At 68.9% G+C, this 23,651-nt stretch carries 25 protein-coding genes and 1 pseudogene; 13 read left to right on the forward strand and 13 right to left on the reverse strand.

The features are described from left to right. Position 1: 1 nt before the first annotated feature. Genes QE416_RS00100 through opgC form a run of 3 tightly spaced genes read left to right on the forward strand, consistent with a single transcriptional unit; the run spans position 2 to position 3,287 of the window. Positions 2 to 388: an STAS domain-containing protein gene (locus tag QE416_RS00100; RefSeq protein ID WP_307312716.1), complete on the forward strand. Its 387-nt coding sequence runs from the start codon at positions 2 to 4 to the stop codon at positions 386 to 388. Beyond that, positions 331 to 747, forward strand: coding sequence for an ATP-binding protein (locus QE416_RS00105; RefSeq protein WP_210111979.1), 417 nt, complete (start codon positions 331 to 333; stop codon positions 745 to 747). Before QE416_RS00100 ends, QE416_RS00105 begins: the two co-directional genes overlap by 58 nt. Next, positions 744 to 3,287: an OpgC domain-containing protein gene (gene opgC / locus QE416_RS00110; protein ID WP_307312719.1), complete on the forward strand. Its 2,544-nt coding sequence runs from the start codon at positions 744 to 746 to the stop codon at positions 3,285 to 3,287. Before QE416_RS00105 ends, opgC begins: the two co-directional genes overlap by 4 nt. Positions 3,288 to 3,305: 18 nt before the next feature. On the opposite strand, the gene QE416_RS00115 is transcribed toward opgC, so the two are convergent. The 4 genes from QE416_RS00115 to QE416_RS00130 form a co-directional block, all read right to left on the reverse strand. Continuing rightward, a complete protein-coding gene (locus QE416_RS00115; RefSeq protein ID WP_210073795.1) occupies positions 3,306 to 4,466 on the reverse strand; it encodes a SpoIIE family protein phosphatase in 1,161 nt (386 codons plus the stop codon). A gap of 180 nt (positions 4,467 to 4,646) precedes the next feature. Beyond that, the gene (locus QE416_RS00120; protein WP_115919011.1) at positions 4,647 to 5,144 is read right to left on the reverse strand and encodes an HNH endonuclease; all 498 of its coding nucleotides are present in this window, start codon (positions 5,142 to 5,144) and stop codon (positions 4,647 to 4,649) included. A gap of 338 nt (positions 5,145 to 5,482) precedes the next feature. Further along, complete coding sequence (locus tag QE416_RS00125; RefSeq protein WP_307312723.1) at positions 5,483 to 6,322, reverse strand: M23 family metallopeptidase; 840 nt, start codon at positions 6,320 to 6,322, stop codon at positions 5,483 to 5,485. Positions 6,323 to 6,642: 320 nt separating this feature from the next. Then, the gene (locus QE416_RS00130; RefSeq protein ID WP_210073793.1) at positions 6,643 to 7,341 is read right to left on the reverse strand and encodes a metal-dependent transcriptional regulator; all 699 of its coding nucleotides are present in this window, start codon (positions 7,339 to 7,341) and stop codon (positions 6,643 to 6,645) included. 99 nt (positions 7,342 to 7,440) lie between these two features. On the opposite strand from QE416_RS00130, the gene serC reads away from it, so the two are divergent. After that, positions 7,441 to 8,562 (forward strand): phosphoserine transaminase, encoded by a 1,122-nt coding sequence (gene serC, locus QE416_RS00135; RefSeq protein WP_307312724.1) that lies wholly within the window; start codon positions 7,441 to 7,443, stop codon positions 8,560 to 8,562. A 58-nt stretch (positions 8,563 to 8,620) separates the two neighbouring features. On the opposite strand, the gene QE416_RS00140 is transcribed toward serC, so the two are convergent. Both QE416_RS00140 and QE416_RS00145 read right to left on the reverse strand, forming a co-directional pair. Continuing rightward, positions 8,621 to 9,193 (reverse strand): DUF3027 domain-containing protein, encoded by a 573-nt coding sequence (locus QE416_RS00140; protein WP_307312725.1) that lies wholly within the window; start codon positions 9,191 to 9,193, stop codon positions 8,621 to 8,623. Then, positions 9,177 to 9,560: a cold-shock protein gene (locus tag QE416_RS00145; protein WP_210073787.1), complete on the reverse strand. Its 384-nt coding sequence runs from the start codon at positions 9,558 to 9,560 to the stop codon at positions 9,177 to 9,179. Before QE416_RS00145 ends, QE416_RS00140 begins: the two co-directional genes overlap by 17 nt. Before the next feature lie 107 nt (positions 9,561 to 9,667). On the opposite strand from QE416_RS00145, the gene QE416_RS00150 reads away from it, so the two are divergent. The 7 genes from QE416_RS00150 (at position 9,668) to QE416_RS00180 (ending at position 16,825) form a co-directional block, all read left to right on the forward strand. Further along, entirely contained in the window at positions 9,668 to 9,946 is a 279-nt protein-coding gene (locus tag QE416_RS00150; RefSeq protein WP_210073785.1) for a multidrug ABC transporter ATPase, read from the forward strand. A 935-nt stretch (positions 9,947 to 10,881) separates the two neighbouring features. Then, positions 10,882 to 11,343, forward strand: a complete 462-nt coding sequence (locus tag QE416_RS00155; protein ID WP_307312726.1) for a helicase-associated domain-containing protein — start codon at positions 10,882 to 10,884, stop codon at positions 11,341 to 11,343. Further along, a complete protein-coding gene (locus QE416_RS00160; protein ID WP_307312728.1) occupies positions 11,333 to 11,680 on the forward strand; it encodes a hypothetical protein in 348 nt (115 codons plus the stop codon). The genes QE416_RS00155 and QE416_RS00160 overlap by 11 nt, the downstream gene beginning before the upstream one ends. Positions 11,681 to 11,727: 47 nt before the next feature. Next, a complete protein-coding gene (locus QE416_RS00165; protein ID WP_307312730.1) occupies positions 11,728 to 13,377 on the forward strand; it encodes a DNA repair helicase XPB in 1,650 nt (549 codons plus the stop codon). A 69-nt stretch (positions 13,378 to 13,446) separates the two neighbouring features. After that, positions 13,447 to 14,139 (forward strand): response regulator transcription factor, encoded by a 693-nt coding sequence (locus QE416_RS00170; protein ID WP_055838218.1) that lies wholly within the window; start codon positions 13,447 to 13,449, stop codon positions 14,137 to 14,139. A gap of 135 nt (positions 14,140 to 14,274) precedes the next feature. Beyond that, positions 14,275 to 15,945, forward strand: a complete 1,671-nt coding sequence (locus QE416_RS00175; RefSeq protein WP_210074183.1) for a cell wall metabolism sensor histidine kinase WalK — start codon at positions 14,275 to 14,277, stop codon at positions 15,943 to 15,945. 52 nt (positions 15,946 to 15,997) lie between these two features. Beyond that, positions 15,998 to 16,825, forward strand: a complete 828-nt coding sequence (locus QE416_RS00180; RefSeq protein ID WP_307312734.1) for a MerR family transcriptional regulator — start codon at positions 15,998 to 16,000, stop codon at positions 16,823 to 16,825. A gap of 75 nt (positions 16,826 to 16,900) precedes the next feature. On the opposite strand, the gene groL is transcribed toward QE416_RS00180, so the two are convergent. From groL to QE416_RS00205, 5 genes are all read right to left on the reverse strand, one after another. Then, positions 16,901 to 18,520 (reverse strand): chaperonin GroEL, encoded by a 1,620-nt coding sequence (gene groL / locus QE416_RS00185; RefSeq protein WP_210073777.1) that lies wholly within the window; start codon positions 18,518 to 18,520, stop codon positions 16,901 to 16,903. 170 nt (positions 18,521 to 18,690) lie between these two features. Then, a complete protein-coding gene (locus QE416_RS00190) occupies positions 18,691 to 18,891 on the reverse strand; it encodes a cold-shock protein (RefSeq protein ID WP_056229192.1) in 201 nt (66 codons plus the stop codon). 131 nt (positions 18,892 to 19,022) lie between these two features. Further along, entirely contained in the window at positions 19,023 to 19,625 is a 603-nt protein-coding gene (locus QE416_RS00195; protein WP_210073775.1) for a LytR C-terminal domain-containing protein, read from the reverse strand. Positions 19,626 to 19,660: 35 nt separating this feature from the next. Next, complete coding sequence (locus tag QE416_RS00200) at positions 19,661 to 19,915, reverse strand: DUF3263 domain-containing protein (protein ID WP_210073773.1); 255 nt, start codon at positions 19,913 to 19,915, stop codon at positions 19,661 to 19,663. Positions 19,916 to 19,939: 24 nt separating this feature from the next. Further along, positions 19,940 to 20,911: a DUF2332 family protein gene (locus tag QE416_RS00205; protein ID WP_307312735.1), complete on the reverse strand. Its 972-nt coding sequence runs from the start codon at positions 20,909 to 20,911 to the stop codon at positions 19,940 to 19,942. 71 nt (positions 20,912 to 20,982) lie between these two features. On the opposite strand from QE416_RS00205, the pseudogene msrB reads away from it, so the two are divergent. Together msrB and QE416_RS00215 are read left to right on the forward strand one after the other, a co-directional pair. Then, a pseudogene (msrB, locus tag QE416_RS00210) lies at positions 20,983 to 21,391 on the forward strand (peptide-methionine (R)-S-oxide reductase MsrB). Positions 21,392 to 21,405: 14 nt separating this feature from the next. After that, on the forward strand, positions 21,406 to 21,957 hold the full coding sequence (locus QE416_RS00215; protein WP_307317814.1) for a nitroreductase family protein: 552 nt from the start codon (positions 21,406 to 21,408) through the stop codon (positions 21,955 to 21,957). A gap of 61 nt (positions 21,958 to 22,018) precedes the next feature. Here QE416_RS00215 and QE416_RS00220 read toward each other — a convergent pair whose 3' ends face one another. Both QE416_RS00220 and QE416_RS00225 read right to left on the reverse strand, forming a co-directional pair. Beyond that, a complete protein-coding gene (locus QE416_RS00220) occupies positions 22,019 to 22,957 on the reverse strand; it encodes a DMT family transporter (RefSeq protein WP_307312736.1) in 939 nt (312 codons plus the stop codon). A 94-nt stretch (positions 22,958 to 23,051) separates the two neighbouring features. Further along, positions 23,052 to 23,564, reverse strand: a complete 513-nt coding sequence (locus QE416_RS00225; protein WP_307312737.1) for a hypothetical protein — start codon at positions 23,562 to 23,564, stop codon at positions 23,052 to 23,054. Positions 23,565 to 23,651: the final 87 nt, after the last annotated feature.

A 23,651-nucleotide genomic window follows, 5' to 3' on the forward strand; every position in this document is an offset into this window, starting at 1 on the left:
CATGCTCCAGGTCGACATCGACACCCGAGACGGGGGTACCGTCGTCATCCCCCGAGGCCGACTCACCATGGTCTCGGCGAAGACGTTCCGTGAGACCGTGACCGCCGAGATCGACCGCGGGGCGGGTGGGATCGTCGTGGTCGACCTCTCGCAGACCGAGTTCGTCGATTCGTCGGGGCTCGGCGCCCTCGTATCGTGCCTGAAGGTCGCGCGACAGTCGGGCGGCGACCTGCGTCTGGCCGCGCCGTCCGAGCAGGTCACGATGGTTCTGGGTCTGACCAATCTCGATCGCGTGCTGCGTCCGCGCCCCAGCGTCGACGAGGGCCCTCCGTGGCTGATTCGACCGCCCACCGCTCGCTCGACGCCGCGGTCGCGCCGGCGAGCCTAGAGGCGGTGTTCGAGCTGCTCGCCGCGTGGTGGTCCGAGGTAGGCGAGGTCCCCGCCGCGACTCGTCTCGGTTTCGAGACCGCCGTCATCGAGATCGCCGGCAACGTCGTCGAACATTCGCGGGGGGATGCCGATGAGCGCCGGTTCACCCTGGAACTGTTCGCGGATTCCAGGGTGATCCGGGCCACGTTCCGCGACGACGGCGATCCTCCCCTCCTCGATCTGGACGCCGTGCGTATGGCCGGCGAGGAGGAGGTCAGCGGCCGGGGCCTCGCTCTCGCCCGTGCGAGCGTCGACGACGTGGCTCTCGACCGTGATGGCGACCGGAACGTGTGGACCCTGGAGTCGAGAAGAACGTGAGACGGATCGGACAGCGGGTCGCGGCGGCTCTGGGGCTCACCGCCGCGCTCCTTCTGACCGTGGCGGCTCCGGCCGCCGCCGCAGTCCCCACCGACGACGGCGTATGGTTCGGGGCCGAGCTCAACTGGGGTGACGACGGCCCGGACGGGTACCGCGGTCGCCTCGGCGAACAGCCCGCGATGTATACCGTTCGCCTGTCGTATCCCCTCGACGGTCGGGCGATCTCTGAGTGGGAGCGCGCGGCGACACAGGTCGCCGGTCAGGGTGCCGCCCTCGTCCTGACCCTTGAGCCCTCGGTACCCCTCGACCGGCTCACCGACGCCGACGCGGCCGACCTCAACTCCCGTCTGGAGAACTACCGTTCGCAGTACGATGCGGTGCAGTTCGTGCGCTTCGCCCCCGAGATGAACGGGTCGTGGGTGTCATGGGGACAGCAGCCGACCGCATACGTCCGCGCCTTCGAACGAGTGGCCGAGGTGGTGCACGCGGGATCGTCGCGGGCCGAGACCGTGTGGAGCCCCTCGTACGCCGCCGGCTACCCCTTCGAACGCGCGGACGGGCGACTCGACACCCTGACGAAGAGCGACCGCCTCACCCTCGACACCGACGGAGACGGGCTCTTCTCCGAAGCCGACGACCCGTACGGCCCGTACTTCCCCGACCCCGACGCGGTCGATCGCGTAGGACTGACGATGTATTACTTCGGCAAGGGCGAGTCGGCGGCCGCCGCCGGACGTGACGTCCCGCTCGAAACGAACAGCGCCCCCGACGAGGGCGAGGTCGCCGCGCGCTTCGACGAGAGCTGGGGCTACGCCACCGGCCAGCGCACATCGTTCTACGACCGCTTCGCCGTCGCCGAGGACAAGCCCATGCTCCTCGACACCGGTGCGCTCTACGACTTCGGCCGCGAGGGTGACACCGAGCTCGCGGTCAAGCAGGGGTGGTGGCGGCAGATCCTGGCCGAACTCCCCGACCACCCTCTCCTCACGGGGGTCACCTGGCTCGAGGTCGTCCGCGAGGAGGCGGAGGCGGGTGGTCAGGTCGTCGATTGGCGGGCGACGGCGAACGGTGAGCTCGCCGGATCGCTTCGGGCGGACCTCGATGCCGCAGGGCTCATCCGCTGGGGTCCGGTGACGACCGTCGTCACCCCCGAACAGGCCTCCGCCGCGACTGTCCAGGTCCGCCAGGGCGGCGCCGAGCCCACCGACGAGATGAACTGGATCGCCGGCAGCGCCGCGGTGCTGGCCGTGGCCTTCCTGGCATCCGGCTTCGTCGGGCGTGCCGTGCCGAAGTGGCGGTACGACGACTCCTCCGCGAGCCGGGATCTGCGCATCGACATGGTGCGCGGCTTCATCATCGTGGTCGTGGTGGTCACGCACATCGAGGTCACCAGCCCCTTCGCCTATGCATCGCTCAAGGCGATCGGCGCGATCACCGGCGCCGAGCTCTTCGTCCTGCTCAGCGGCATCGTCCTGGGGATGGTCTTCCCGGCCGCCATCGCGCGCGGGGGTGAGTGGGCCGCCGCCCTCGCCGCATGGGCTCGCGCACGCAAGCAGTATCTCGTCGCCCTGGCCGTGATCCTGCTGATCTTCGCCGTCGGTTTCGTCCCCTTCGTCGACACCACCGCAATCACCACCTTCACCGACCGGGGTACGGGCGAAGGGGGCACCGGAGACAGCGGCCGCGTCTACGACCTCTACCCCAACGCGGAACGCCTGCTCGACTACCCACCGCCCTGGTACGCGGTTCGGCAGTTCCTCCTGCTCGAGATGGGCCCGTGGCCGTTCAACATCATGGGCCTGTTCGTGGTGCTGAGCCTGGCCTATCCCGCCCTCATGTGGTTGATCCGACGCAAGATGTGGTGGCTCGTCCTCGCCCTGAGCTGGGGCGTCTACGCGGTGCACTATGTGGCGCCCGGTGCGCTGAGCCTCCCCTCGCAGTTCGATGCGGTCTTCCCCCTGGCCCTCTGGCAGGTGCTGTTCACGCACGGTCTGGTGATCGGTTACTACCGGCGACAGATCATCCGCGCCCTCACCTCGATCCCGGGCAAGATCGGCGTCGGTGTGTTCGTCGTCGGCTACGCGGGTTTCCTCGTGTACCTCTGGGCCGGTCAGACCTACGGCTTCACGCCCGTCCCGTTCCCCGCCGACCTCTACGGTTCGCTCTACGATTCGGGGTACCAGCGCATCTTCCTCGAATGGGGACGCCTGCTCGATCTGCCCCTCGTGATCGTGTGCTCGTACGCGGTGCTCACGGTGGCGTGGAAGCCGCTGTACAAGAGCATGGGCTGGCTGTGGATCCCCCTCGGCCAGGCGAGCCTCTACGTGTTCATCGTGCACGTGTTCTTCGTGCTCGCCGTCGCGAACATCCCCGGCCTCGACCGCGGCAGCATATGGCAGGGAACGCTCATCCACAGCGTCGTGATCGGACTCATCCTCTTCATGGTCCGAAAGCGATTCCTCTTCTCCGTCATCCCGCTGACGTTGGAGCAGACCCAGGATGCCGTCACCCCGACGACCGTGATCGGTTCGCCGGGGTGACGGATTGCGCGGAGGCCGTCAGCTCACCGACAGCACGACCGCGGTGACGTCGTCGTCGACCTGGTGCGTCGACACCCGCAGAGTCAAGCCGTCGAAGAATCCGTGCGGGTCGGCGGCCGCGCGCAGGTCGTCGCCGATGAGACGCAGGCTCTCGAGGGTCGAGTCGTACGCGTCCAGGGCGCCGTCCGACACGCTCACGAGCAGGTCTCCTCGGCTGACGCTCGCGCGCCCGGCCTCCCACTCGACGTCAGCGGGGCGCAGCCCCAGGGGGAGGTTCCGCGACGTCAGACGCTCCGACGACCCGTCGGCGCGGAGCACCAGGGTCAGACCATGACCGGCGTCGATGTAGTCGACCGTGCCGGCGGCGGCGTCGATGACCGCGTGGAACACCGTCGCGAAGGTGTCGAGGTAGAGGCCGCTCGAGCGGGCCTCGTCCTCGACCGAGAGCATCGCCGCCACCGGAGACATGTCTCGACGCGCCTGCAGTGCGTGCAACAGCGCTTCCGCCACCGCACCCGCCGCCTCGCCTTTGCCCATGACGTCGGCGAGCGTCACGACCACGCGTCCGCCCACTTCCTGCCACCCGCTCCGATCGCCGCTGACGACCCCGTGCGGAATGGCGAGGGATGCCAATCGCACACCGTCCGCGGTGAAGTCGTCCGCTCGCGGCGTTCGGCCGGTCGCCACGGCACCCTCGACCGGACCCGGATCGCTCTGTCGGATCTCGGCTTGCGCCCATCGACCGAGATGCTCCAACGACCGACGCTGATCCTCGTCGAGGGCATGCGGATCGGGGTCGATGAGGCAGAGGGTACCGACCGGCTCACCGTCGTCGGTGCGCAACGGGAAGCCCGCGTAGAACCGCATCCCGTACTCGGTCACCGAGGCGATGTCACGGAAACGCTCGTCGAGGGTCGCGTCGTCGACTTCGAGGATGCCGTCCTGCTTGACCGTCTCACCGCAGAACACCGCCTCGCGGGGAGTGCGACCGAAGTGGGTCTCGGGCGGCTGCGACTTCGTGTACACCTCGTCTTCGCCGACGATGTTGACGAGCGCGTAGTCCACGTCGAACATCTCTCGCGCGAGCCGGGTGATGCGATCGAAGCGCTCTTCGGGGGGCGAATCCATCAAGCCGATGCGCTCGACAGCGGAGACGGTGCGGTGAGAATCGGTGGCCATCGAGGACTGCCCTTCGCGTCGCGTGGATCCCGTCGGGGACGACGAGACCGCGACGGATCGGCGCATGGGCATCGTGTGAACGGCTCGAGTCGAGGCCGTCCCCACGCCACCGCGGAACCGATCGCGCCGACCGTTTCAGCCTATCGACGCCCGCGGGAGGAGGTCCCGAGTTTGTCGTTTTCAGGCCGCCAGCGCCAGATATGGTTCCCAACGCGGGTCGCTCTTGTCCACGCCGCGCACGGTCCACGACGAGCCTCGAGGGGGCGCCGGCACCAGCCGAAGCTCCCAGCGCATCTCCTGAGGTGTGCGATCGCCCTTCACGTTATTGCAGAGCAGGCAGCACGCTACGAGGTTCTCCCACGTGTCCTTACCGCCGCGCGAGCGGGGAAGCACGTGATCGATCGTCGACGCCGCTTTGCCGCAGTATCCGCAGCGGTGCGCGTCACGGCGCAGAACACCGCGGCGGGTGACCGGTACCTGGCGGGCGCCCGGCACGCGCACGTAGCGCGTCAGGATGATCACCGCCGGACGGTCGTAGGTTCCGTGGGCGGCCCAGACCGGGTCCTCGTCCACGCTCTCGATGACGGTGGCCTTGTCGTTCATGACGAGCACGAGGGCTCGCTTGAAAGACACGACAGCGAGGGGCTCGTAGCCCGCGTTCAGCACCAGTGTGCGCATTTCTCGTCCTCTCGAATGGCCGAGACGGCTTCTCGGATGTTCGACTCGCGACGACGGCAGGCGCGAAAGGGTATGAAAAAGGCGCTGTCTAGGCAGACAGCGCCTGAGAGGTCACGGCGAGGCCGCGGCATCCGATCACACGATGCCGAAGAACGAGCAGCCCGAGCGCATCCATGGTGCGGATGCGCGGACTGGTGTTCATCGGCTGGTCCCTTCGGTTCTTCCGACGTCGGTGACAGGCTAACCCACCACGACACGCCCGGGGTCGGCCGAGGGGGCAAACGGAAAGCGGCGTGTCGGAGAACGATGTCCTCCGCCACGCCGCCCCGTCAGAAGAATCAGCCGGCGTTCTGCTGCAGCCAGGCGTAAGGATCGACGACCGAGCCGTTGATGTGCACCTCGAAGTGGAGGTGATTGGCGGTCGAGCTGCCCGTCGATCCGACCAGACCGATGAGCTGACCGGGGGCGACGGTCTGGCCGGCCTGCACCTGACGGCTGCCGTAGGTCATGTGGCCGTACGTGGTCGATACCTTCTGGCCGTTGATCACGTGCTCGATCACGATCGCGACACCGTACCCGCCGTAGCTCTCCTGCGAGACGCTGACGACTCCACCGGCGGCGGCGAAGATGGGCTGACCGCCGGGAGCGAGCAGGTCGACACCCTGGTGATAGCCGGAGTCCCACAGGCCACGACCGAGGGTGTAGCTCGTGAGGGGCCAGCGCACCTCGCCCGATCCGGGTGCGGTCATGTTGAGGTCGATGGAGCTCACCGAGGTCGACGCCTTCGAGGCGTTGGCGGCGAGCTGACGGGCGCGCTCGGCGGCGGCGGCGGCAGCTGCCTCTTGATCCTTCTTCTTCTGGATCTCGTCAGCCGTGGTGGCCGAGTAGCTGCTGCGGTCGAGGGTCTCAGCGGCGGCGTCGGACGCCACGACCAGCGACTGGTTGTCGGCAGCCGACATCTCTTGCAACGTCATGGTCTCGGCGGCCGGCATGGTCGCGGCATAGGCGGGGATCGCGACGGTCGCGACGAGGCCGGCGACCATCGAGAGGATCACCGCGCTGCGCAGCGGTTTGCCGACACGGCGAGGCGACGATGCGCCTCGAGCGGGGGTGGGGCGAACAACCGGAGCAGTCGTGAGGGGCGCGGTCTGCAGAGCGCGGCTCGTCGGTCGGGTCACCGCGGCACGAGTGCTCTTGCGGGTGGGTTCCGTCGCGGTGCCTTCGGGTAGGTCCGCTGCGGGCTCGTTGTGTTCAGCCAAAGTTCCTCCGGCGCCTCTGCGTCTTCGGGGACGCTGGCTCGTCAGCACTCGAATACGGGGCACGATGTGCGGGCTGGGCCCTGCGCGGACGACGAGCCGATGAGGCAAACCGCGAGGGGTCCGACGGCGGGCTTCTCACCTGTGGACTTTCTGAGGCTACCCGAAGATAACGAACAAGTCACGCTCCGGTAACCGCTCCCAGGCGATGCTCGGCCCGACCTTGCGGAAAGCGGCCGAGCTCAGTCCTCGGCGACCAGGAAGATGTGCGAGGCCACCTCGACGGGCAGTTCGAGCCCCTCGTCGACGCCGTCCATCTGGATGAGGACGTATCCCTCGTTGAAGCGGTAGTCACCGCGGGCGCCCGGCAGGACGCCGGCGGCCTTGAGCTGCTGCAGCAGCTCGGGATCGACCTGAGCGGGCTCGGCGAGCCGGCGAACCGTGCCCGTGATGGGGGCGCCCGCATCCGTCAGCTTGCGGACCAGACCGATCACTCCGTCGTCGAAGGTGGCGCTCGCTGCGTCGCCGAGCTGATCGAGACCCGGGATCGGGTTGCCGTACGGCGACTCGGTGGGGTGGCCGAGGAGCTCGACGAGCCGACGCTCCACCTGCTCGCTCATCACGTGCTCCCAACGGCAGGCTTCATCGTGCACGTACGCCCAGTCGAGACCGATGACGTCGCTGAGCAGACGCTCGGCGAGTCGGTGCTTGCGCATGACGTCGACGGCCTTCTGACGGCCGGAGTCCGTCAGCTCGAGGCGGCGGTCTTCCGACACGACCACGAGACCGTCGCGCTCCATGCGACCGACCGTCTGAGAGACGGTGGGTCCCGAGTGCCCCAGGCGCTCGGAGATGCGCGCGCGCAGCGGCACGATCTTTTCCTCTTCGAGTTCGAGGATCGTACGCAGATACATCTCGGTGGTGTCGATCAGGTCGGTCATTCGGGTGTCCTCGATCTCGCGCGGCAAGTCCTCCCAGCCTACCGACCCCCTCCGACATGAGCGCGGGCGGCGTCCGAGGGTGACCCTAGAATCGGTGCCATGTCGCACGTGGAACTGCCCGCCGATCTCCTGCCCGCCGACGGTCGCTTCGGGTGCGGCCCCTCGAAGGTGCGCGGTGCGCAGCTCGAGGCCCTCGTCACCCGCGGTGCGTCGATCCTCGGAACCTCGCACCGCCAGGCACCGGTGAAGAACCTCGTCGCCAGCACGCGCGAGCGCCTGTCGCAGCTGTTCCGTCTGCCCGAGGGGTACGAGATCATCCTCGGCAACGGCGGATCGACGGCCTTCTGGGATGCCGCCGCGTTCGGGCTCATCGAGAACCGCAGCCAGAACCTCGTCTTCGGCGAGTTCGGCGGCAAGTTCGCCTCGGCGGCCGCCGCCCCGTGGCTGCAGGCACCCGACGTGCGCAAGGTCGAGCCCGGTACGCGCTCGGCGGCCGAGGCCGTCGCCGGCGTCGACGTCTACGCCTGGCCGCACAACGAGACCTCGACGGGGGTGGCCGCCCCGATCCGGCGCGTGGAGGCGGATGCCGGAGCCCTCACCGTCATCGACGCGACCAGCGCCGCGGGAGGCATCGACTTCGATGTGGCACAGGCGGACGTCTACTACTTCGCGCCCCAGAAGAACCTCGGCTCCGACGGAGGGCTCTGGTACGCCGCTGTCTCGCCCGCCGCTATCGAGCGGATCGAGCGGATCGCGGCATCCGGCCGCTACATTCCCGAGTTCCTCAGCCTGAAGAACGCGCTCGACAACTCGCGTCTCGAGCAGACGCTCAACACCCCTGCTCTCGCGACGCTCCTGCTCCTCGACGACCAGCTCGGATGGATCCTCGACAACGGCGGCCTCTCGTGGGCCGGCGCCCGAACCGCCGAATCGTCCGGCGCTCTCTACGAGTGGGCCGATGCGAGCGCGGTGGCGACTCCCTTCGTGAAGGATCCCGCCGACCGCTCCCCCGTGGTCGTCACGATCGACTTCGACGACAGCATCGACGCCGCGGCGATCGCCAAGAGCCTGCGCGCGAACGGCATCGTCGACACCGAGCCCTATCGGAAGCTCGGCCGCAACCAGCTGCGCATCGCGACCTTCGTCTCGATCGAGCCCGAGGATGTGCGCCGCCTCATCGGCGCGATCGACTACACGATCGAGCGCCTGCCGCAGGCTTGAGCTGACAAGAACGAAGGCCGTCCCGCACCAGCGGGACGGCCTTCGTCATGAGCGGCGGTCAGTAGCTGCGATCGCCCTCGTCGTAGTCGTCGTCATCGGAGTCTTCGTCGTCCGACTCGACATCTTCGTCCGAGTCGACATCGTCGTCCGCGCCGTCGAACTCGTCGATGTCGACGCCGTCGAGGTCTCCCGCGTGGAAGCGCGCCTTCGGCTCGTCGTCGTCTTCGTCGTCCTCATCGTCGTCGTCCGGCTCGTCATCGTCCGGCTCGTCTTCGTCGGTTTCGTCGTCCTCGACGACCGCAGCGACCTGGGCCGCCTGGTACTCCGCCAGACGAGTCGCCCACGGCACCCAGTCGGGGGCCAGCAGAGCGCCGTCGCCGGGCAGCAGTTCCACCTCGAGCACGGTCGGCTCGGAGCCGTCCACGACGGCCACGGTGACCGTCCAGAACCAACCCGGGTAGCCCGCGAGCCGGGTGTGGAAGCGCAGCGAGACCGCTCCGCCTTCCTCCGCGGTGTATCCGGCTGCGGGGCCGACGGTGTCGGCCGGGGTGATCTCGTGCAGGGCGGCGAGCGCGAGGTCGTGGGCGCCGGTGAGGCGCTCATCGACGGGCTGCTCAGGCTTCGAAGTCATCGGCGACCTTGCGCAGGACCGCGGCGATCTTCTGCGCGTGCGGAGCGTTGGGGTAGCGACCGCGTCGCAGGTCCCCTCCGATACCGTCGAGCAGCTTGACGAGGTCTTCGACGATGATCGCCATGTCGTCGGCGGGCTTGCGCGAGCGCTTCGACAGGCTCACGGGAGCATCCAGAACGCGCACCGACAGCGCCTGCAGACCGCGCTTTCCATCGGCGACCCCGAATTCGAGGCGCGTCCCGGCCTTCGGTCCGGGGGCTCCGGCGGGCAGGGCGGTTGCGTGCAGGAACACGTCCTGGCCGTCATCGGTGACGATGAAGCCGAAGCCCTTCTCGTCGTCGTAGAACCTGACCTTGCCGGTGGGCATGGACACCTCGCTGGATGAGTGCGCGGAAAGCGCAGCGGAACACGGGACCCGAACGGATCCCGGTCTTCCAGCCTACGGCACCGCCGCCAAGCGGTAGGCTGAGCCCGATGAGCACCCGCACCTCCGGTGGCAGCACACCGGGCGACGACGTCCCCGTCCGCCGCATCGACCGCATTCTCGCGTTCATGTCGCTGGGCCTTCTCGCGCTGTCGATCGTGTGCTTCTTCGCCATCATCATCGGCTCCAGTTCCGGAGCCGACATGGGTTCCGGCGTCTGGCCCGTCATCGGCCTCCTCGTCTACGTCGCTCCCCCGGTGGCATTCGCGTGCCTCCTCGCCGTGCTCATCATGAGCTTCATCCGAAGGGCCAAGGCCAACAAGGCCTGACGACGTGCCCGAGACCTCCGCACAACGCGCACTTGCGGTCTCGTTGAGCGCGCGCAGCGACACCGACCTCGCCCGACTCTTCGCCGAACGCAACATCTCGCCGTCGAGCACGTGGCGCGACATGTTCGACGCGGCTGAAGCGCTGCTCGACCCAGTCTCGGTCGCGCGCGGGCTTCCCGCGCTGAGTCGTGACGAAGCCGTCGCCCTGCTCGACGCCGCCGAGGGACGACCGACGACCGGTGAGATCGGCGAGCGTCTGAGATCCCGTGCCCTCATCGGAGACGACGGGCTCCCCTTCCCCACGGTGATCGACGCCGCGCGCGAGGTCCTGCCCTCGGGGATCCCGGATGCCGCGCCCCCGCGCCGCACCCATGCGACGCCCGAGAGCACCGGGGCCGCCTCCGAAGCGGTGTTCACCAACGCGGCATCCCTCGCCGACGTCCTCATGCAGACCCTCGACGCCCCGCTCGGACGCATCGGATCGGGGTCGCTGGGCGCGACCGAGAGACGACGCCTCGTCGACGCCGGGGCCGTGACCACCGCAGCCGAAGCGGACCTGCTCGTCGGGCTCGCGGCCGAGGTGGGCCTTCTCGGAACGAACGAGCGTGCCTGGCTCGTTTCTCCCGCCGGGCGCGAGTGGCTGCGCCTGCCGACTCTCGAACGATGGCAGCGCACCGCAGAAGCCCTGCGTGACGCCCTTCCGTCGGCGTACCGCTCCACCGACGGCGGGTGGATCCCCAGCGAGCAGTGGCGCTCCGCGACACCTTTCGACCCCGAAGGCCCCGACCGCGCAGACCTCTGGATCAAGCGCCTGGTCCGCTGGGGGCTCCTCGACGCCGACGGCCACGCGACCCCCTGGGCGCTCCCGCTGGCCGAAGGGCGGCGACGTCGACACCTCGGCCCTGCGCGAGCTGCTGCCGCCCGAGGTCGATCGCGTGTACCTGCAGAACGACCTGACGGCGATCGCCCCCGGTCCTCTCGCTCCGCACCTCGACGTGCGGCTGCGCTCGATGGCCGCGCGCGAGTCGCGGGCTCAAGCCTCGAGCTATCGCTTCAGCGCCGCGAGCATCGGCGCCGCGATCACCGCGGGCGAGACGGCGGACAGCCTTCGCGCCTTCCTGACCGGTATCTCGCTCACGGGCCTCCCCCAGCCGCTCGCGTACGTCATCGAGCGCACCGCCGCCGAACACGGCCGCGTGCGCGTCACCGCCGACGCGCAGTCGCACCTCACTCGAGTCATGACGGACGACGAGACGCTTCTGCGCTCGATGGAAGTCGACCAGTCGCTGCGCTCGATCGCTCTCACCCGAACCGACGACGAACTGGTCTCGCACGTCTCGGCCGACGTCGTCTTCTGGGCCCTCACCGACGCGCACTACCCCCGCGGTGGCGGTTGACGCCGAGGGGCGCCCGCGCGCTCTCGAGCGCGCCAAACTGGCATCCCCCGGTGCCACGGCCACGGCGCCCGCCGACACCTACGCCGACCTCATCGAGCGTCTGCGCACGGGCGCAGGAGACTCGGATGCCGCGTGGCTCGAGCGCGAACTCGATCAGGCGGTTCGCGCGCGATCGATCATCGACGTGACGGTGCGCCTGCCCGACGGCTCTGCCCGCGTCTTCCGCTTGGAGGCCACCGGTCTCGGCGGCGGACGCCTGCGCGGTCGCGACCGCGGAGCCGACGTCGAGCGCACCCTCCCCCTGTCGCACATCGACGGCGTCGCGCCCGTCGAGTGACGGCCGCGAACGCCCTGCCCTCTTCGACACCGGTAGACTCGAACGCTATGGCTGACGGCCCCCTTATCGTGCAGAGCGACCGCACCGTGCTCCTCGAAGTCGCGCACCCGCAGGCAGAGACGGCGCGGCATGAGCTCGCCGTCTTCGCCGAGCTCGAGCGTGCACCCGAGCACATCCACACGTATCGCATCACCCGCCTGGGGCTGTGGAACGCGCGTGCAGCCGGCCACGACGCCGAGGCCATGCTCGACACCCTCGATCGGTGGTCCCGCTTCCCGGTGCCGGCCTCGGTCAGCACCGACATCCGCGAGTCCGTCAACCGGTACGGGCGCCTCGTCATCGAGCGCAACGACGAGGGCGAGCTCGTGCTGCGCTCGACCGACGCCGCGGTGCTCAGCGAGGTGTCACGCAACAAGCGCATCGCCCCGCTCCTGATCGGCCGCCCGAGCCCCGACAGCTTCCTCATCGACGCGTGGGCGCGCGGGCACATCAAACAGGAACTGCTGAAGATCGGCTGGCCCGCCGAAGACCTCGCCGGCTACACGCCCGGGACCCCGCACCCGATCGACCTGGCCGAGGACGGCTGGAGCCTCCGCCCTTACCAGCGCCAGGCGGTCGAATCCTTCTCCGAGGGCGGTTCCGGGGTCGTCGTCCTCCCGTGTGGAGCGGGTAAGACGCTCGTGGGTGCGGGCGCTATGGCCGACACCCGCACGACCACGCTCATCCTCGTCACGAACACCGTCAGCGCACGACAGTGGCGCGACGAGCTGCTGCGCCGCACGAGCCTCACCCCCGAAGAGATCGGCGAGTACTCCGGGCAGGTCAAAGAGATCAAGCCGGTCACCATCGCCACCTACCAGATCCTCACCGCGAAGCGGAAAGGCCAGTACGCCCACCTCGCCCTGCTCGACGCCCTCGACTGGGGCCTCGTGCTCTACGACGAGGTCCACCTGCTTCCCGCACCGGTGTTCAAGCTCACCGCCGACCTGCAGGCGCGCCGCCGCCTGGGCCTCACCGCAACTCTCGTGCGCGAGGACGGCCGCGAGGGAGACGTCTTCAGCCTGATCGGCCCGAAGCGCTTCGACGCGCCGTGGAAGGAGATCGAGGCTCAGGGCTTCATCTCACCCGCGGCCTGCTACGAGGTGCGTATCGACCTTCCCGCCGATGAGCGGCTCGAGTACGCCGCAGCCGCCGACGAGGATCGCTACCGTCTCGCCGCCACCGCCCCCGCGAAGATCGAGGTCGCCCGACGTCTGGTCGAACGGCATCCGGGTGAGAGGGTTCTGATCATCGGTCAGTATCTCGATCAGATCGACGAGCTCGCCGAGGCGTTGAACGCCCCGCAGATCACGGGCGCCACGCCGATCCCCGAGCGCGAGGAGCTCTTCCAGGGCTTCCGCGACGGGAGCATTCCGCTATTGGTCGTCTCGAAGGTCGCGAATTTCTCGGTCGACCTGCCCGAGGCCTCGGTCGCCATCCAGGTGTCGGGGTCGTTCGGATCGCGCCAAGAAGAGGCTCAGCGCCTCGGTCGACTTCTCCGACCGAAGCAGTCGAACCACACCGCGAGCTTCTACACGCTCATCGCGCGTGACACCGTCGACCAGGATTTCGCGCAGAATCGCCAGCGCTTCCTGGCCGAGCAGGGGTACGCCTACACGATCCTGGATGCCGACGGAATCGACGCCCAGGCCGCCTGACGCATACCAGCACGCGGCTTTCCGTTCCATATCCAGCACATTGCTGGGTCAGATCACGATAATGAGGGCATGACAGCTCCTCGCATCCTCGTCGTGGACGACGAACCGAACATCCGCGACCTGCTCATCACGAGCCTGCGCTTCGCCGGTTTCCAGGTGCGAGCCGTGGCCAACGGCGCGCAGACGATCTCGGCCGTGCTCGAGGAGGAACCCGACCTCATCGTGCTCGACGTGATGCTCCCCGACATGAACGGGTTCAGCGTCACCAAGCGGCTGCGCGGCGCCGGCTACACCGCGCCGATCCTGTTCCTCACCGCGAAGGACGAGACCGAAGACAAGATCATGGGGCTCAACGCGGGTGGCGACGACTACGTCACCAAGCCGTTCAGCTTGGATGAGATCGTCGCCCGCATCCAGGCGATCCTGCGCCGCACGATGCAGGCCGACGAAGAGTCGATCATCCGCACCGGCGAACTGACGATGGATCAGGACACCCACGACGTCAGCGTCGGAGACGTCTCGATCGACCTGAGCCCGACCGAGTTCAAGCTCCTGCGCTACCTGATGCTGAACCCCAACCGGGTGCTCTCGAAGGCGCAGATCCTCGACCACGTGTGGGAGTACGACTTCAACGGCGACGCGGGGATCGTCGAGAGCTACATCTCGTACCTGCGCCGCAAGATCGATCCGCACTCCTCGGAGCCGCTCATCCAGACCAAGCGCGGCTTCGGCTACATGCTGAAGTCGGGCAAGACCGCCTGAGCGAAAGGCTCGCTCCTGTCGCACTCCGACGATTCGCTCACGCGCTGGTGGCGCGGGCTGAGCCTGCGCACCAAGGTCACCGGCGTCACCGTCGCGTTGCTCGCCATCGGGCTGTTCACCGCGGGCATCGGGACCATGGTGTTCTTGCGCACCACCCTGGTGAACAACCTCGACGAGCAGCTCGCGCAGCAGGCCGCCGGCAGTATCGCGAACAGCATCTTCACCACGGCTCCCGTCGACGGGCGGGTCGTCTTCTCGCAGGTGGAGAACGCCCCGCAGATCGGGTCGATGGTCGTCGTGTACGGTCCCGACGGACAGCGCGAGGCGTTCTACAACGGCACGTCGACGACCGCTCTGCCCGACATCCCCCCCACCTTCACGGTCGAGCAGACCTACAGCCAGATCGATCGCCGCATCGAACTCGAGTCGCCCGAGTCCGGTCAGCACTTCGTCGCCCGGGTGGGGGTGCTGCAGGTGCCCGGAAACCCCGGGGTCTACACGCAGATGGTGATCCAGCCGCTCGCCCCGACCGACCGGATCGTGGCCGCCTACATCGGCATCTACGCCTTCGTCGCGCTGCTGATCCTCATCGCCACGGCCTTGCTGACCCGGTGGCTCGTCACCCTCGCGTTCCGCAACCTCCGCCAGGTCGAGACGACGGCCATGGACATCGCGGCCGGTGACTTCAGCCAGCGACTGACGGACATCGTCCCCGACACCGAGGTGGGCCGGCTCAAGACCGCCATCAACGCGATGCTCGCCCGCATCGACGGCGCCCTCGGACAACGGGATGCCACCGTGCGGCAGATGCGTCGCTTCATCGGCGACGCCAGCCACGAACTTCGCACACCCCTCGTCACGATGCGCGGCTACGCGGAGTTGTACCGCATGGGGGCGATCCGCTCCGACGAGGATGTCGCGCAGTCGATGGAGCGTATCGAGAAGGAGGCGATCCGCATGGGGGCCCTGGTCGAGGACCTCCTCGCGCTCGCCCGCCTCGACGAACGCCGTGACGTCACCATCACCGCCCTCGACCTGCGCCCGATCGCGCGCGACGCCGCCCTCGACCTGCGGGTGACCTCGCCCCAGCGTGAGGTCACGGTCGACGACGCCACCTCGCGCGACGAGCTGATCCTTCCCACCATCACCCTCGACCCGCTCCTGGACGCCGGAGGCAAACCTGCGAACGGGAACGGTCGCCGTCGCACCGCTCCCACCACCTCGGCGATGGCGATAGCGGGCGCCACCCTCTCGCGGCTTCGGCGCCGATCGAAGGACGGCACCGAGTTGGCGGCATCCACTCCTGCGGATGGAACCCCGGCCACACCGATCGGCGTGGTCCGTCCCGTGCCGCGCCTCGCCCCCGTGGTCATGGGCGACGAGAACAAGGTGCGTCAGGTCGTGGCGAACCTGCTCGGCAACGCGCGGCGTTTCACCGCCGAGGACTCCCCCATCGGGCTGCGCGTCGGCGTCGACGGCGAGTCCGACATGGGATGGATCGAGATCATCGACCACGGCGAGGGGGTGCCGGAGCAGATCCGCGAGCAGATCTTCCAGCGCTTCTGGCGCGCCGACACCTCGCGCACCCGCGAGACCGGCGGCTCGGGTCTCGGCCTGTCGATCGTGGCATCCATCGTCGATCTGCTGCACGGCACGGTCGATGTGCGCGATACCCCCGGGGGCGGAGCGACCTTCCGCGTCTCCCTCCCCCTCGCTGATCGCCGCGACGCCCAGGAGCACGCACTCATCGAGACGCAGCCGCTCGAACGCCTGCCCGAGGGGTACCGGCCCGACGCGCAGACGTGACGGACGCCCCGACGCTTGACCCTCACACGATGTGAGAGGACACGATGGCTTCATGGCCGAGACCCCGAACCTGATGAGCATCGGTCGGTTCAGCGCCCTCACCCGCCTGTCGGTGCGGATGCTCCGCCACTACGACAGTCATGGTGTGCTGGTCCCCGCCGACATCGACCCCTGGACCGGATACCGGCGCTATGCTCCGCACCAGCTGATCGACGCGGCCGACGTGCGCAACCTCCGCGACGTGGGCTTCGGCGTCTCCGCCATCGGCGCCCTCCTCGACGCGCGTGGCACTCCGGCGTGGACTCGCGCACTGCAGATGCAGCGCGCGGAACTTCATGAGGAAGCTCGCGCAGCGAGGGAGAGGGTGTCGCTGATCACCCGCCTTCTCGAAACCGGAGACCATCCCATGTCCATCACGCTCACCCGCACCACCGTCCCCGCACTGACCGCGGTAGCCCTGCGCGGCACCGTGGCGTCCTACTCCCACGAGGGGGAGCTCTGGGGCCGCCTCATGCCTCTCCTCGCCGAGCGGTCGATTGCACCGATCGGAGCCTGCGGCGTCATCGAGCACGACGACCAGTACGTCGAGCACGATGTCGATCTGTCGATCTTCCTGCCCGTCGCCCCCGGGACGACGGTGGACGCCCCTCTCACCGTGATCGAGCTGCCTCCCCGGGACTGCCTCGTCGCGCGTGTGACGGGCCCGTACGAGCAGATCGCACAGGCGCACGACATGATCAACGCCCGCCTCGTGGAAGACGGCTTGAGCCCGCGCGGCGACGACACTCTCGCCTCGCGCGTCTTCAACGTCTACCTGACCACCCCCGACCGCGTACCGGGTGACGCTCTGGTCACCGACGTCTGCCGCCCGCTGAACTGACAGCGGCCACGTCCGCAACACGCAGAACGCCCCCTCCCGGAGGAGGGGGCGTTCCGTGTGTTGCCTAGGCGGGGATCAGAAGTCCATGCCACCGGTCGGGTCGCCCGCGGGAGCGGCGACCTTCTCGGGCTTGTCGGCGACGACGACCTCGGTGGTGAGGAAGAGGCCGGCGATCGAGGCGGCGTTCTGCAGAGCCGAACGGGTCACCTTGGCGGGGTCGATGATGCCCTGTGCGAACAGGTCACCGTACTCGCCGGTCGCGGCGTTGAGGCCGTGGCCCACGGGGAGCTCGGCGACCTTGTTCGCGACGACGCCGGGCTCGAGACCGGCGTTGAGCGCGATCTGCTTGAGCGGGGCCTCGATGGCGACGCGCACGATGTTCGCGCCCGTGGCCTCGTCACCCGTGAGCTCCAGGTTCGCGAGAGCGTTCTTGCCGGCCTGGATGAGCGCGACGCCACCACCGGCGACGACACCCTCTTCCACGGCGGCCTTGGCGTTGCGCACGGCGTCTTCGATGCGGTGCTTGCGCTCCTTGAGCTCGACCTCGGTCGCGGCTCCAGCCTTGATGACGGCGACGCCACCGGCGAGCTTCGCGAGGCGCTCCTGGAGCTTCTCGCGGTCGTAGTCGCTGTCGGTGTTCTCGATCTCGCGGCGGATCTGGGTCACGCGACCCTCGATCAGCTCCGACTCGCCGGCACCCTCGACGATCGTGGTCTCGTCCTTGGTGATGATGACCTTGCGCGCACGGCCGAGCAGGTCGACGGTCGCGTTCTCGAGCTTGAGGCCCACCTCTTCGGTGATGACCTGGCCGCCGGTGAGGATCGCGATGTCCTGCAGCTGCGCCTTGCGACGGTCGCCGAAGCCGGGAGCCTTGACGGCGACCGACTTGAAGATGCCGCGGATCTTGTTCAGCACCAGGGTCGCGAGCGCTTCGCCCTCGACGTCCTCGGCGATGATGAGGAGCTCCTTGCCCTCCTGGATCACCTTGTCGACGATCGGCAGAAGGTCCTTGATGTTGGAGATCTTCTGGTTGGCGATCAGGATGTAGGGGTCTTCGAAGACCGCTTCCTGACGCTCGGGGTCGGTGACGAAGTAGGGGTTGATGTAGCCCTTGTCGAAGCGCATGCCCTCGGTGAGCTCGAGCTCGGTGCCGAAGGTGTTCGACTCCTCGACGGTGACGACGCCTTCCTTGCCCACCTTGTCGATGGCCTCGGCGATGAGCTCGCCGATCGCGGGGTCGGCGGCGGAGATCGACGCGGTCGCGGCGATCTGCTCCTTCGACTCGACCTCCTTGGCGGAGGCGAGGAGCTCGTCGGTGACGGCCTTGACGGCCTTCTCGATGCCCTTCTTGAGCGAGATGGGGTCGGCGCCGGCGGCGACGTTGCGCAGGCCCTCGCGCACGAGCGCCTGGGCGAGAACGGTGGCGGTGGTGGTGCCGTCACCCGCGACGTCGTCGGTCTTCTTGGCGACCTCCTTGACCAGCTCGGCGCCGATCTTCTCGTACGGGTCGTCGAGCTCGATCTCCTTGGCGATCGAGACACCGTCGTTCGTGATCGTGGGGGCGCCCCACTTCTTCTCGAGCACGACGTTGCGACCGCGGGGGCCCAGGGTCACCTTGACGGCGTCGGCGAGAGTGTTGAGGCCGCGCTCGAGACCGCGCCGGGCCTCTTCGTCGAAAGCGATGATCTTTGCCATAAGTGTGTCGTCCCTCCCGGACGGGTGACTTGCAGATTTTGGCACTCGACGAAAGCGAGTGCTAATTCATTCTGGCACTCGCCCCTAGGGAGTGCAAGCCACGAGCCGCCCCGTAAACGCCGAACGCCGCGGCATCCGGAAGTCGGATGCCGCGGCGTTCTCGCCAGAGCTCAGGCCAGGCGAACGGACTCCGCCTGAGGGCCCTTCTGACCGGTGCCGACGGTGAACTCGACGGCCTGCCCCTCTTCGAGGACACGGAAACCCGACATCTCGATGCTCGAGTAGTGGACGAAGACGTCCTGCCCGTCATCGACGGTGATGAAGCCGAAGCCCTTCTCGGCGTTGAACCATTTGACAGTGCCCTGCGTCATGCGAATCTCCTGTTGCTGAACGACGAGGTCATCGTAAGCACGGAGGATGCCGCGGAATCGGGGTTCCGGAGCATTGTTGACGCGCGTGCATCCAAGTTTTTACGCCGCGGAAACACGCGGCGCTCGCGGACTCAGGAGGAGGGGGAAGCGGAGGGCTGACCGCTCGCGCGGTCGAGGCCGATCACGACGATCAGGCGCTTAACGTCGCTCTCGTCGGCCGGGGTGTTCGGGTCGTCCGTCGGCTGCAGGAAGTCGCTCTGCGCGATCTGCGCACCGCCGATCGTCTGGGCCAGGCCCTCGGCCGCGGCCGCGTCGCTCTCGAGGCGGTAGTAGATCGTGGTGTCGGCGAAATCGGTGCTGTCCGAGTTGCCGGTCTCGACGTTGTCGCCGCTCCAGCCCGCGGCCACGATCTGGTCGCGAACGGAGGCCGCGAGGCCGTTGTCGGGAGTGCCGTTGAGCACGACCACCGAGTACGACGTGTCGACGACGGCCGGGATGGTCGGCTCGACCGAGACGGTCGGGCTGGGCGCGGCGTCGGAACCGAGCGAGATACGCCCCGAGACCAGGAGCGTCGCGAAGATGCCGGCGATGATCAGCACCAGGGTGGCGATGGCCGCCCACAGGAACACGATCCATCCGCGCAGACGGGGGTTCTCGGCCCGGTGAGCGCCGACGCGGCCGGATTCAGTCGGCAGGTCGTCGAAGCGATCCCGAGGGAAGGTCGATCTGGCCATTGGACGATGCTATCGGTCGCGTCGAGGCGAGCCCGTCAGCGGGCCGCCGTCCGGCCGAGACGAGCGCGGTGCTGATCCGCCGCGTCATCGCGCCGCCGCCGCAACCGACGCACGAGCATCGGATCGTGTGCGAGCGCCTCGGGGGTGTCGATCAAGCGCCCGAGCAGCTGGTAATACCGGGCAGGCGTCATCGAGAACTCCGCGCGGATGGCCTCTTCTTTCGCCCCCGCGTGACGGCGCCACTGGCCCTCGAAAGCGAGGAAGGCGAGGTCACGGTCCGACAGAGGCACGCCGTTACGCTACTGCGCCATCGCTCACGATCCCGGATGCCACGCCACCCACGCCCCGAGAGGGTCGACCTCCGCGAGCACCTCTCCATCGAGAGCGAGCGCGAACCCGCCCCGCACGGGCTCGGGGCGCCGCGTCCAGCCGTCGTGCAGGCCGGGCGCGTCGAGCGTGATCCACCGGCCTGCCGCCCGGGCGGCATCGATCACGGCGGCGCGGTGCACCCGGGGCACGTGAGCGAGCACGCCCGGAGTGGTCACGACCAGGGTCGCCCCGGCCGGAGCCTGGGCGGCGAGCGCGGGAAGGGCCTCGGCGCCGTCGCCCGCGACGAGCAGAGGCGGGTCGGCCGCCGCGATGTCGAGCGCCCCCTCGATGCGTTCGAGACGCCCCTCCTCCCCCGGCCAGACGAGGCCGGTGAGCCAGTCGCGGTCCTGCGTGTGGCGGGCGTCGAGGGGGCTGAGGTCGATGCCCGCACGCCAGACGATCTGCGGCATGTGCAGGTCGGGGTGCCCCTCGAGGTCGCTGTCGAGAACCACGCGACTCGGGCCGTCGACGGGGTCGACCGCGACGATCTCTCCGCGGTGATAGCGGTACGAGTACCGATCGGGATAGAGGCAGAGCCCCGCGCTCACGCCCACCTCGAGCAGGGCGATCGGCCCCTCGATCAGAGCGAGGGCGGGGAGCAGGGCCGCGCAGCGGAGGGGCTCGTTGGTCTGCACGCTCCGGCGACCGCATTCCTCGACGATGGCGTCAGCGTGGGCCGTGACCCATGAAGCCCACGCGTCAACGTCGTCGAGGGGCGCACCGAGCAGACGCATCACGGCGAACACCAGCGGCGGCTGTCGTCGCGTCTCGGGGATCCGCGCGAGGGCGGCAGCCACCGCGGTGTCGTCCGCGACACGCTCCGCCCAGTTCGCGTACACCGCCGAACGACCGGGAGCCTCGTCTTCGGAGAAACGCCGATAACGATCGACGACGGCGGTCACGGCATCCTGGGTCACCCGGAGATTATGCCGTCACGACCTGACCGCTGCCGGGCACGAGAGAATAGAGCCGAAGAAGGAGAGTGAACATGACCTACGCCGTCGACAAGTCCGACGACCAGTGGCGCGCCGAACTCAGCCCCGAGCAGTACGCGGTGCTTCGCCAGGCGGGTACCGAGCGCGCCTGGACCGGTGAGCTGCTCGACGAGAGCCGCGCCGGTCTCTACACCTGCGCCGCCTGCAACGCCGAGCTTTTCCAGAGCGGTACCAAGTTCGACTCGCACTGCGGGTGGCCGAGCTTCTACGAGTCGGTCCGCCCCGAGGCGGTCGAGCTCATCGAAGACAACAGCCACGGCATGCAGCGCACCGAGGTCCGCTGCGCCAACTGCGGCTCTCACCTGGGACACGTCTTCCCCGACGGTTTCGGCACGCCCCACCGGCGACCGGTACTGCATGAACTCGCTGTCGCTCAACTTCACCCCCGAAGACAAGGCATGAGCGCACTCGAGGCGATGCGCGACCGCCGGTCGTGGTCGAAGGTCACCGACCTCGCCCCCACCGGTCCCGAGCTCGAGGCGTTCGTCGCCGCGGCCGGTCGCGTCGCCGACCACAAGAGTCTGAAGCCCTGGCGGCTCATCGAGATCCGCGGCGCCGACCGCGACATCCTCGCCCGTGCGCTGAACAAGGCGGATGGCAAGAAGGGGATGTCGTCGAAGCCCCGGCGCGCACCGCTGATCATCGCGGTGGTGGCGAACCTCCGCTCGAAGAAGATCCCCGCGTGGGAGCAGGAGGCCGTGGCATCCGGAGTCGCCCACATGTTGAGCCTCGTGCTCGACGAAGCGGGCTTCGGCGTGTTCTGGCGCACCGACGACAGGACCCGCAGCAAGGTGCTCGCCAAGGCGCACGGGCTCGACAAGGGCGAGGTCCTGCTCGGGTGGCTCTACATCGGCGGCAAGCCCCCTCGCACCCGCGCCACGCGACGCAAGACCGTGGATGCCGCCAAGCACATCTCACGCATGCCCGGAGGCAAGAAGAAGCGCTCGGTCGACGAGACGCGTCTCTGACCCCTGTTCGTTCGACGCCGCCGCGGGACTCCGGTCCTCGGCGGCGTCGTCGTTTCCGCCGTCAGCGACGGCGGCGGAACGGGACCGCGGCGACGGTCACTCCGCCGATCGCCACGGTCGCGGCGAGCAGAGCCACCAGGGTCGAGGGGGCCGCCGGCGCGGGCCACAGCGCGTCGAGCAGCACCGAGGTCACGAGAAGACCCACGACCGAGCCGAGACCGAGCAGCAGCACACCCGTGCGGCGCACCACGACCGACGACAAGAAGATGTAGATCACGCCCACCGCCCCGCCGATGTAGAGCCACGGCTCGGTCGGCACGGTGCGCGGTGCGCCCACGACCGCGACGTGCACGCCCGCGGCGATCAGCAGGACCACCGTTCCGCCGATGAAGTTCACCAGCGTCGCGGTCAGCGGGCTCTCCACGCGAACGCGCAGACGTCCGTTCGTGCCCTGCTGCCACGCCACGCCCGCACCCGCGATCACGGGGACGACGAGCATCCAGGGGGGAACGGCGCCGAGCGCGTCCCCCGACAAGCAGACGACGACGCCGGCGATCGCCAGCAGCGCACCGATCAGACGGCGCACGGTCACCGGAACGACGCCGGTCGGTCCGTACCCGATGCGGTCGAGCACGAGCCCACCGGTGGTCTGCCCGGCGACGAAACCGACGGTGAACAATGCGACGCCGATGGTCGCCACCGTCAGGCCCTGGCTCGCGACGGTGAACGCCCCGAGCAGACCGCCCAGCAGCATCCACGGCGGGATCGATCGAGACCGGATGCCGCCGACCAGACGTCCGAACCCGCGTCGGCCGCCGGGGATCAGCGCCGACAGCGCGACGAGGATGAGCAGGCCCGAGCTGAACGAGATCGCGGCGGCGACGAAACCGTCCCCCAGCTCCGCACCGAGACTGCCGTTGATGCGCGCCTGGAGCGCGGTGAGGGCGCCGATGAGCACCGCTCCTCCGACGGCCAGTCCGACCGAACCCCGCTCCGCCACGGCTCTCCCCTCGCGCCCCCGCGCGGGAGCCACCGTCGATCGTACGACGCGGGGTGGGGCCGAGCCGGCGGTCACCCGTCTCCCCGTCGCTCACTCACCCGGCCGCCAGAGCGTCCCGCTCCCGGCGATTGCGGACTGCTGCGCCGACGAAGATCGCGACGAGGGCGCCCAGCGACAGCAGACTCACCGCATACAACGCAGCCCCACCGACCGCGAAATCGCCACCGCTGATGCCGTAGGTGTCGGCGAGTCCCATCCTGGGGCCGAACGAAGCGACGAAGTACCCGGGCATTCCCGCGGCGAGCAGGCCGAGGTAGCCCGCGACGGTCGGCCATACCCCGGCGCCGGTGACGGTGAACAGGACGAGGACGACGACCGCGAACAGCGGGCCCAGTGCGATGATCGCGACGACGAACCCGTTCGGCGGGCCCTGATCCGCCTCCTCCACCGCGCGCCAGACCGCGTGGGCCGTGAAGCCCGGCACGGCCGCCTCGGGGTTCCACACGAGGATCTGCAAGAGGGCGATGCTCGCGTAGACCGCGACCACGACCACCCCCGTCGATGCGGCGACGAGGGACGACGGGCGACTTACGGATTCCGGGACCACGGGCCCATGATGACTCACGGTCTCGCTCCCCACCAGCGCCGCGGCACGTCGATGTCGACCGCGGTGGTCCGGATGCGTCAGGCTGTG

This window comes from Microbacterium sp. SORGH_AS_0421, from assembly GCF_030818635.1.
In the GTDB taxonomy this organism is placed as follows: domain Bacteria; phylum Actinomycetota; class Actinomycetes; order Actinomycetales; family Microbacteriaceae; genus Microbacterium.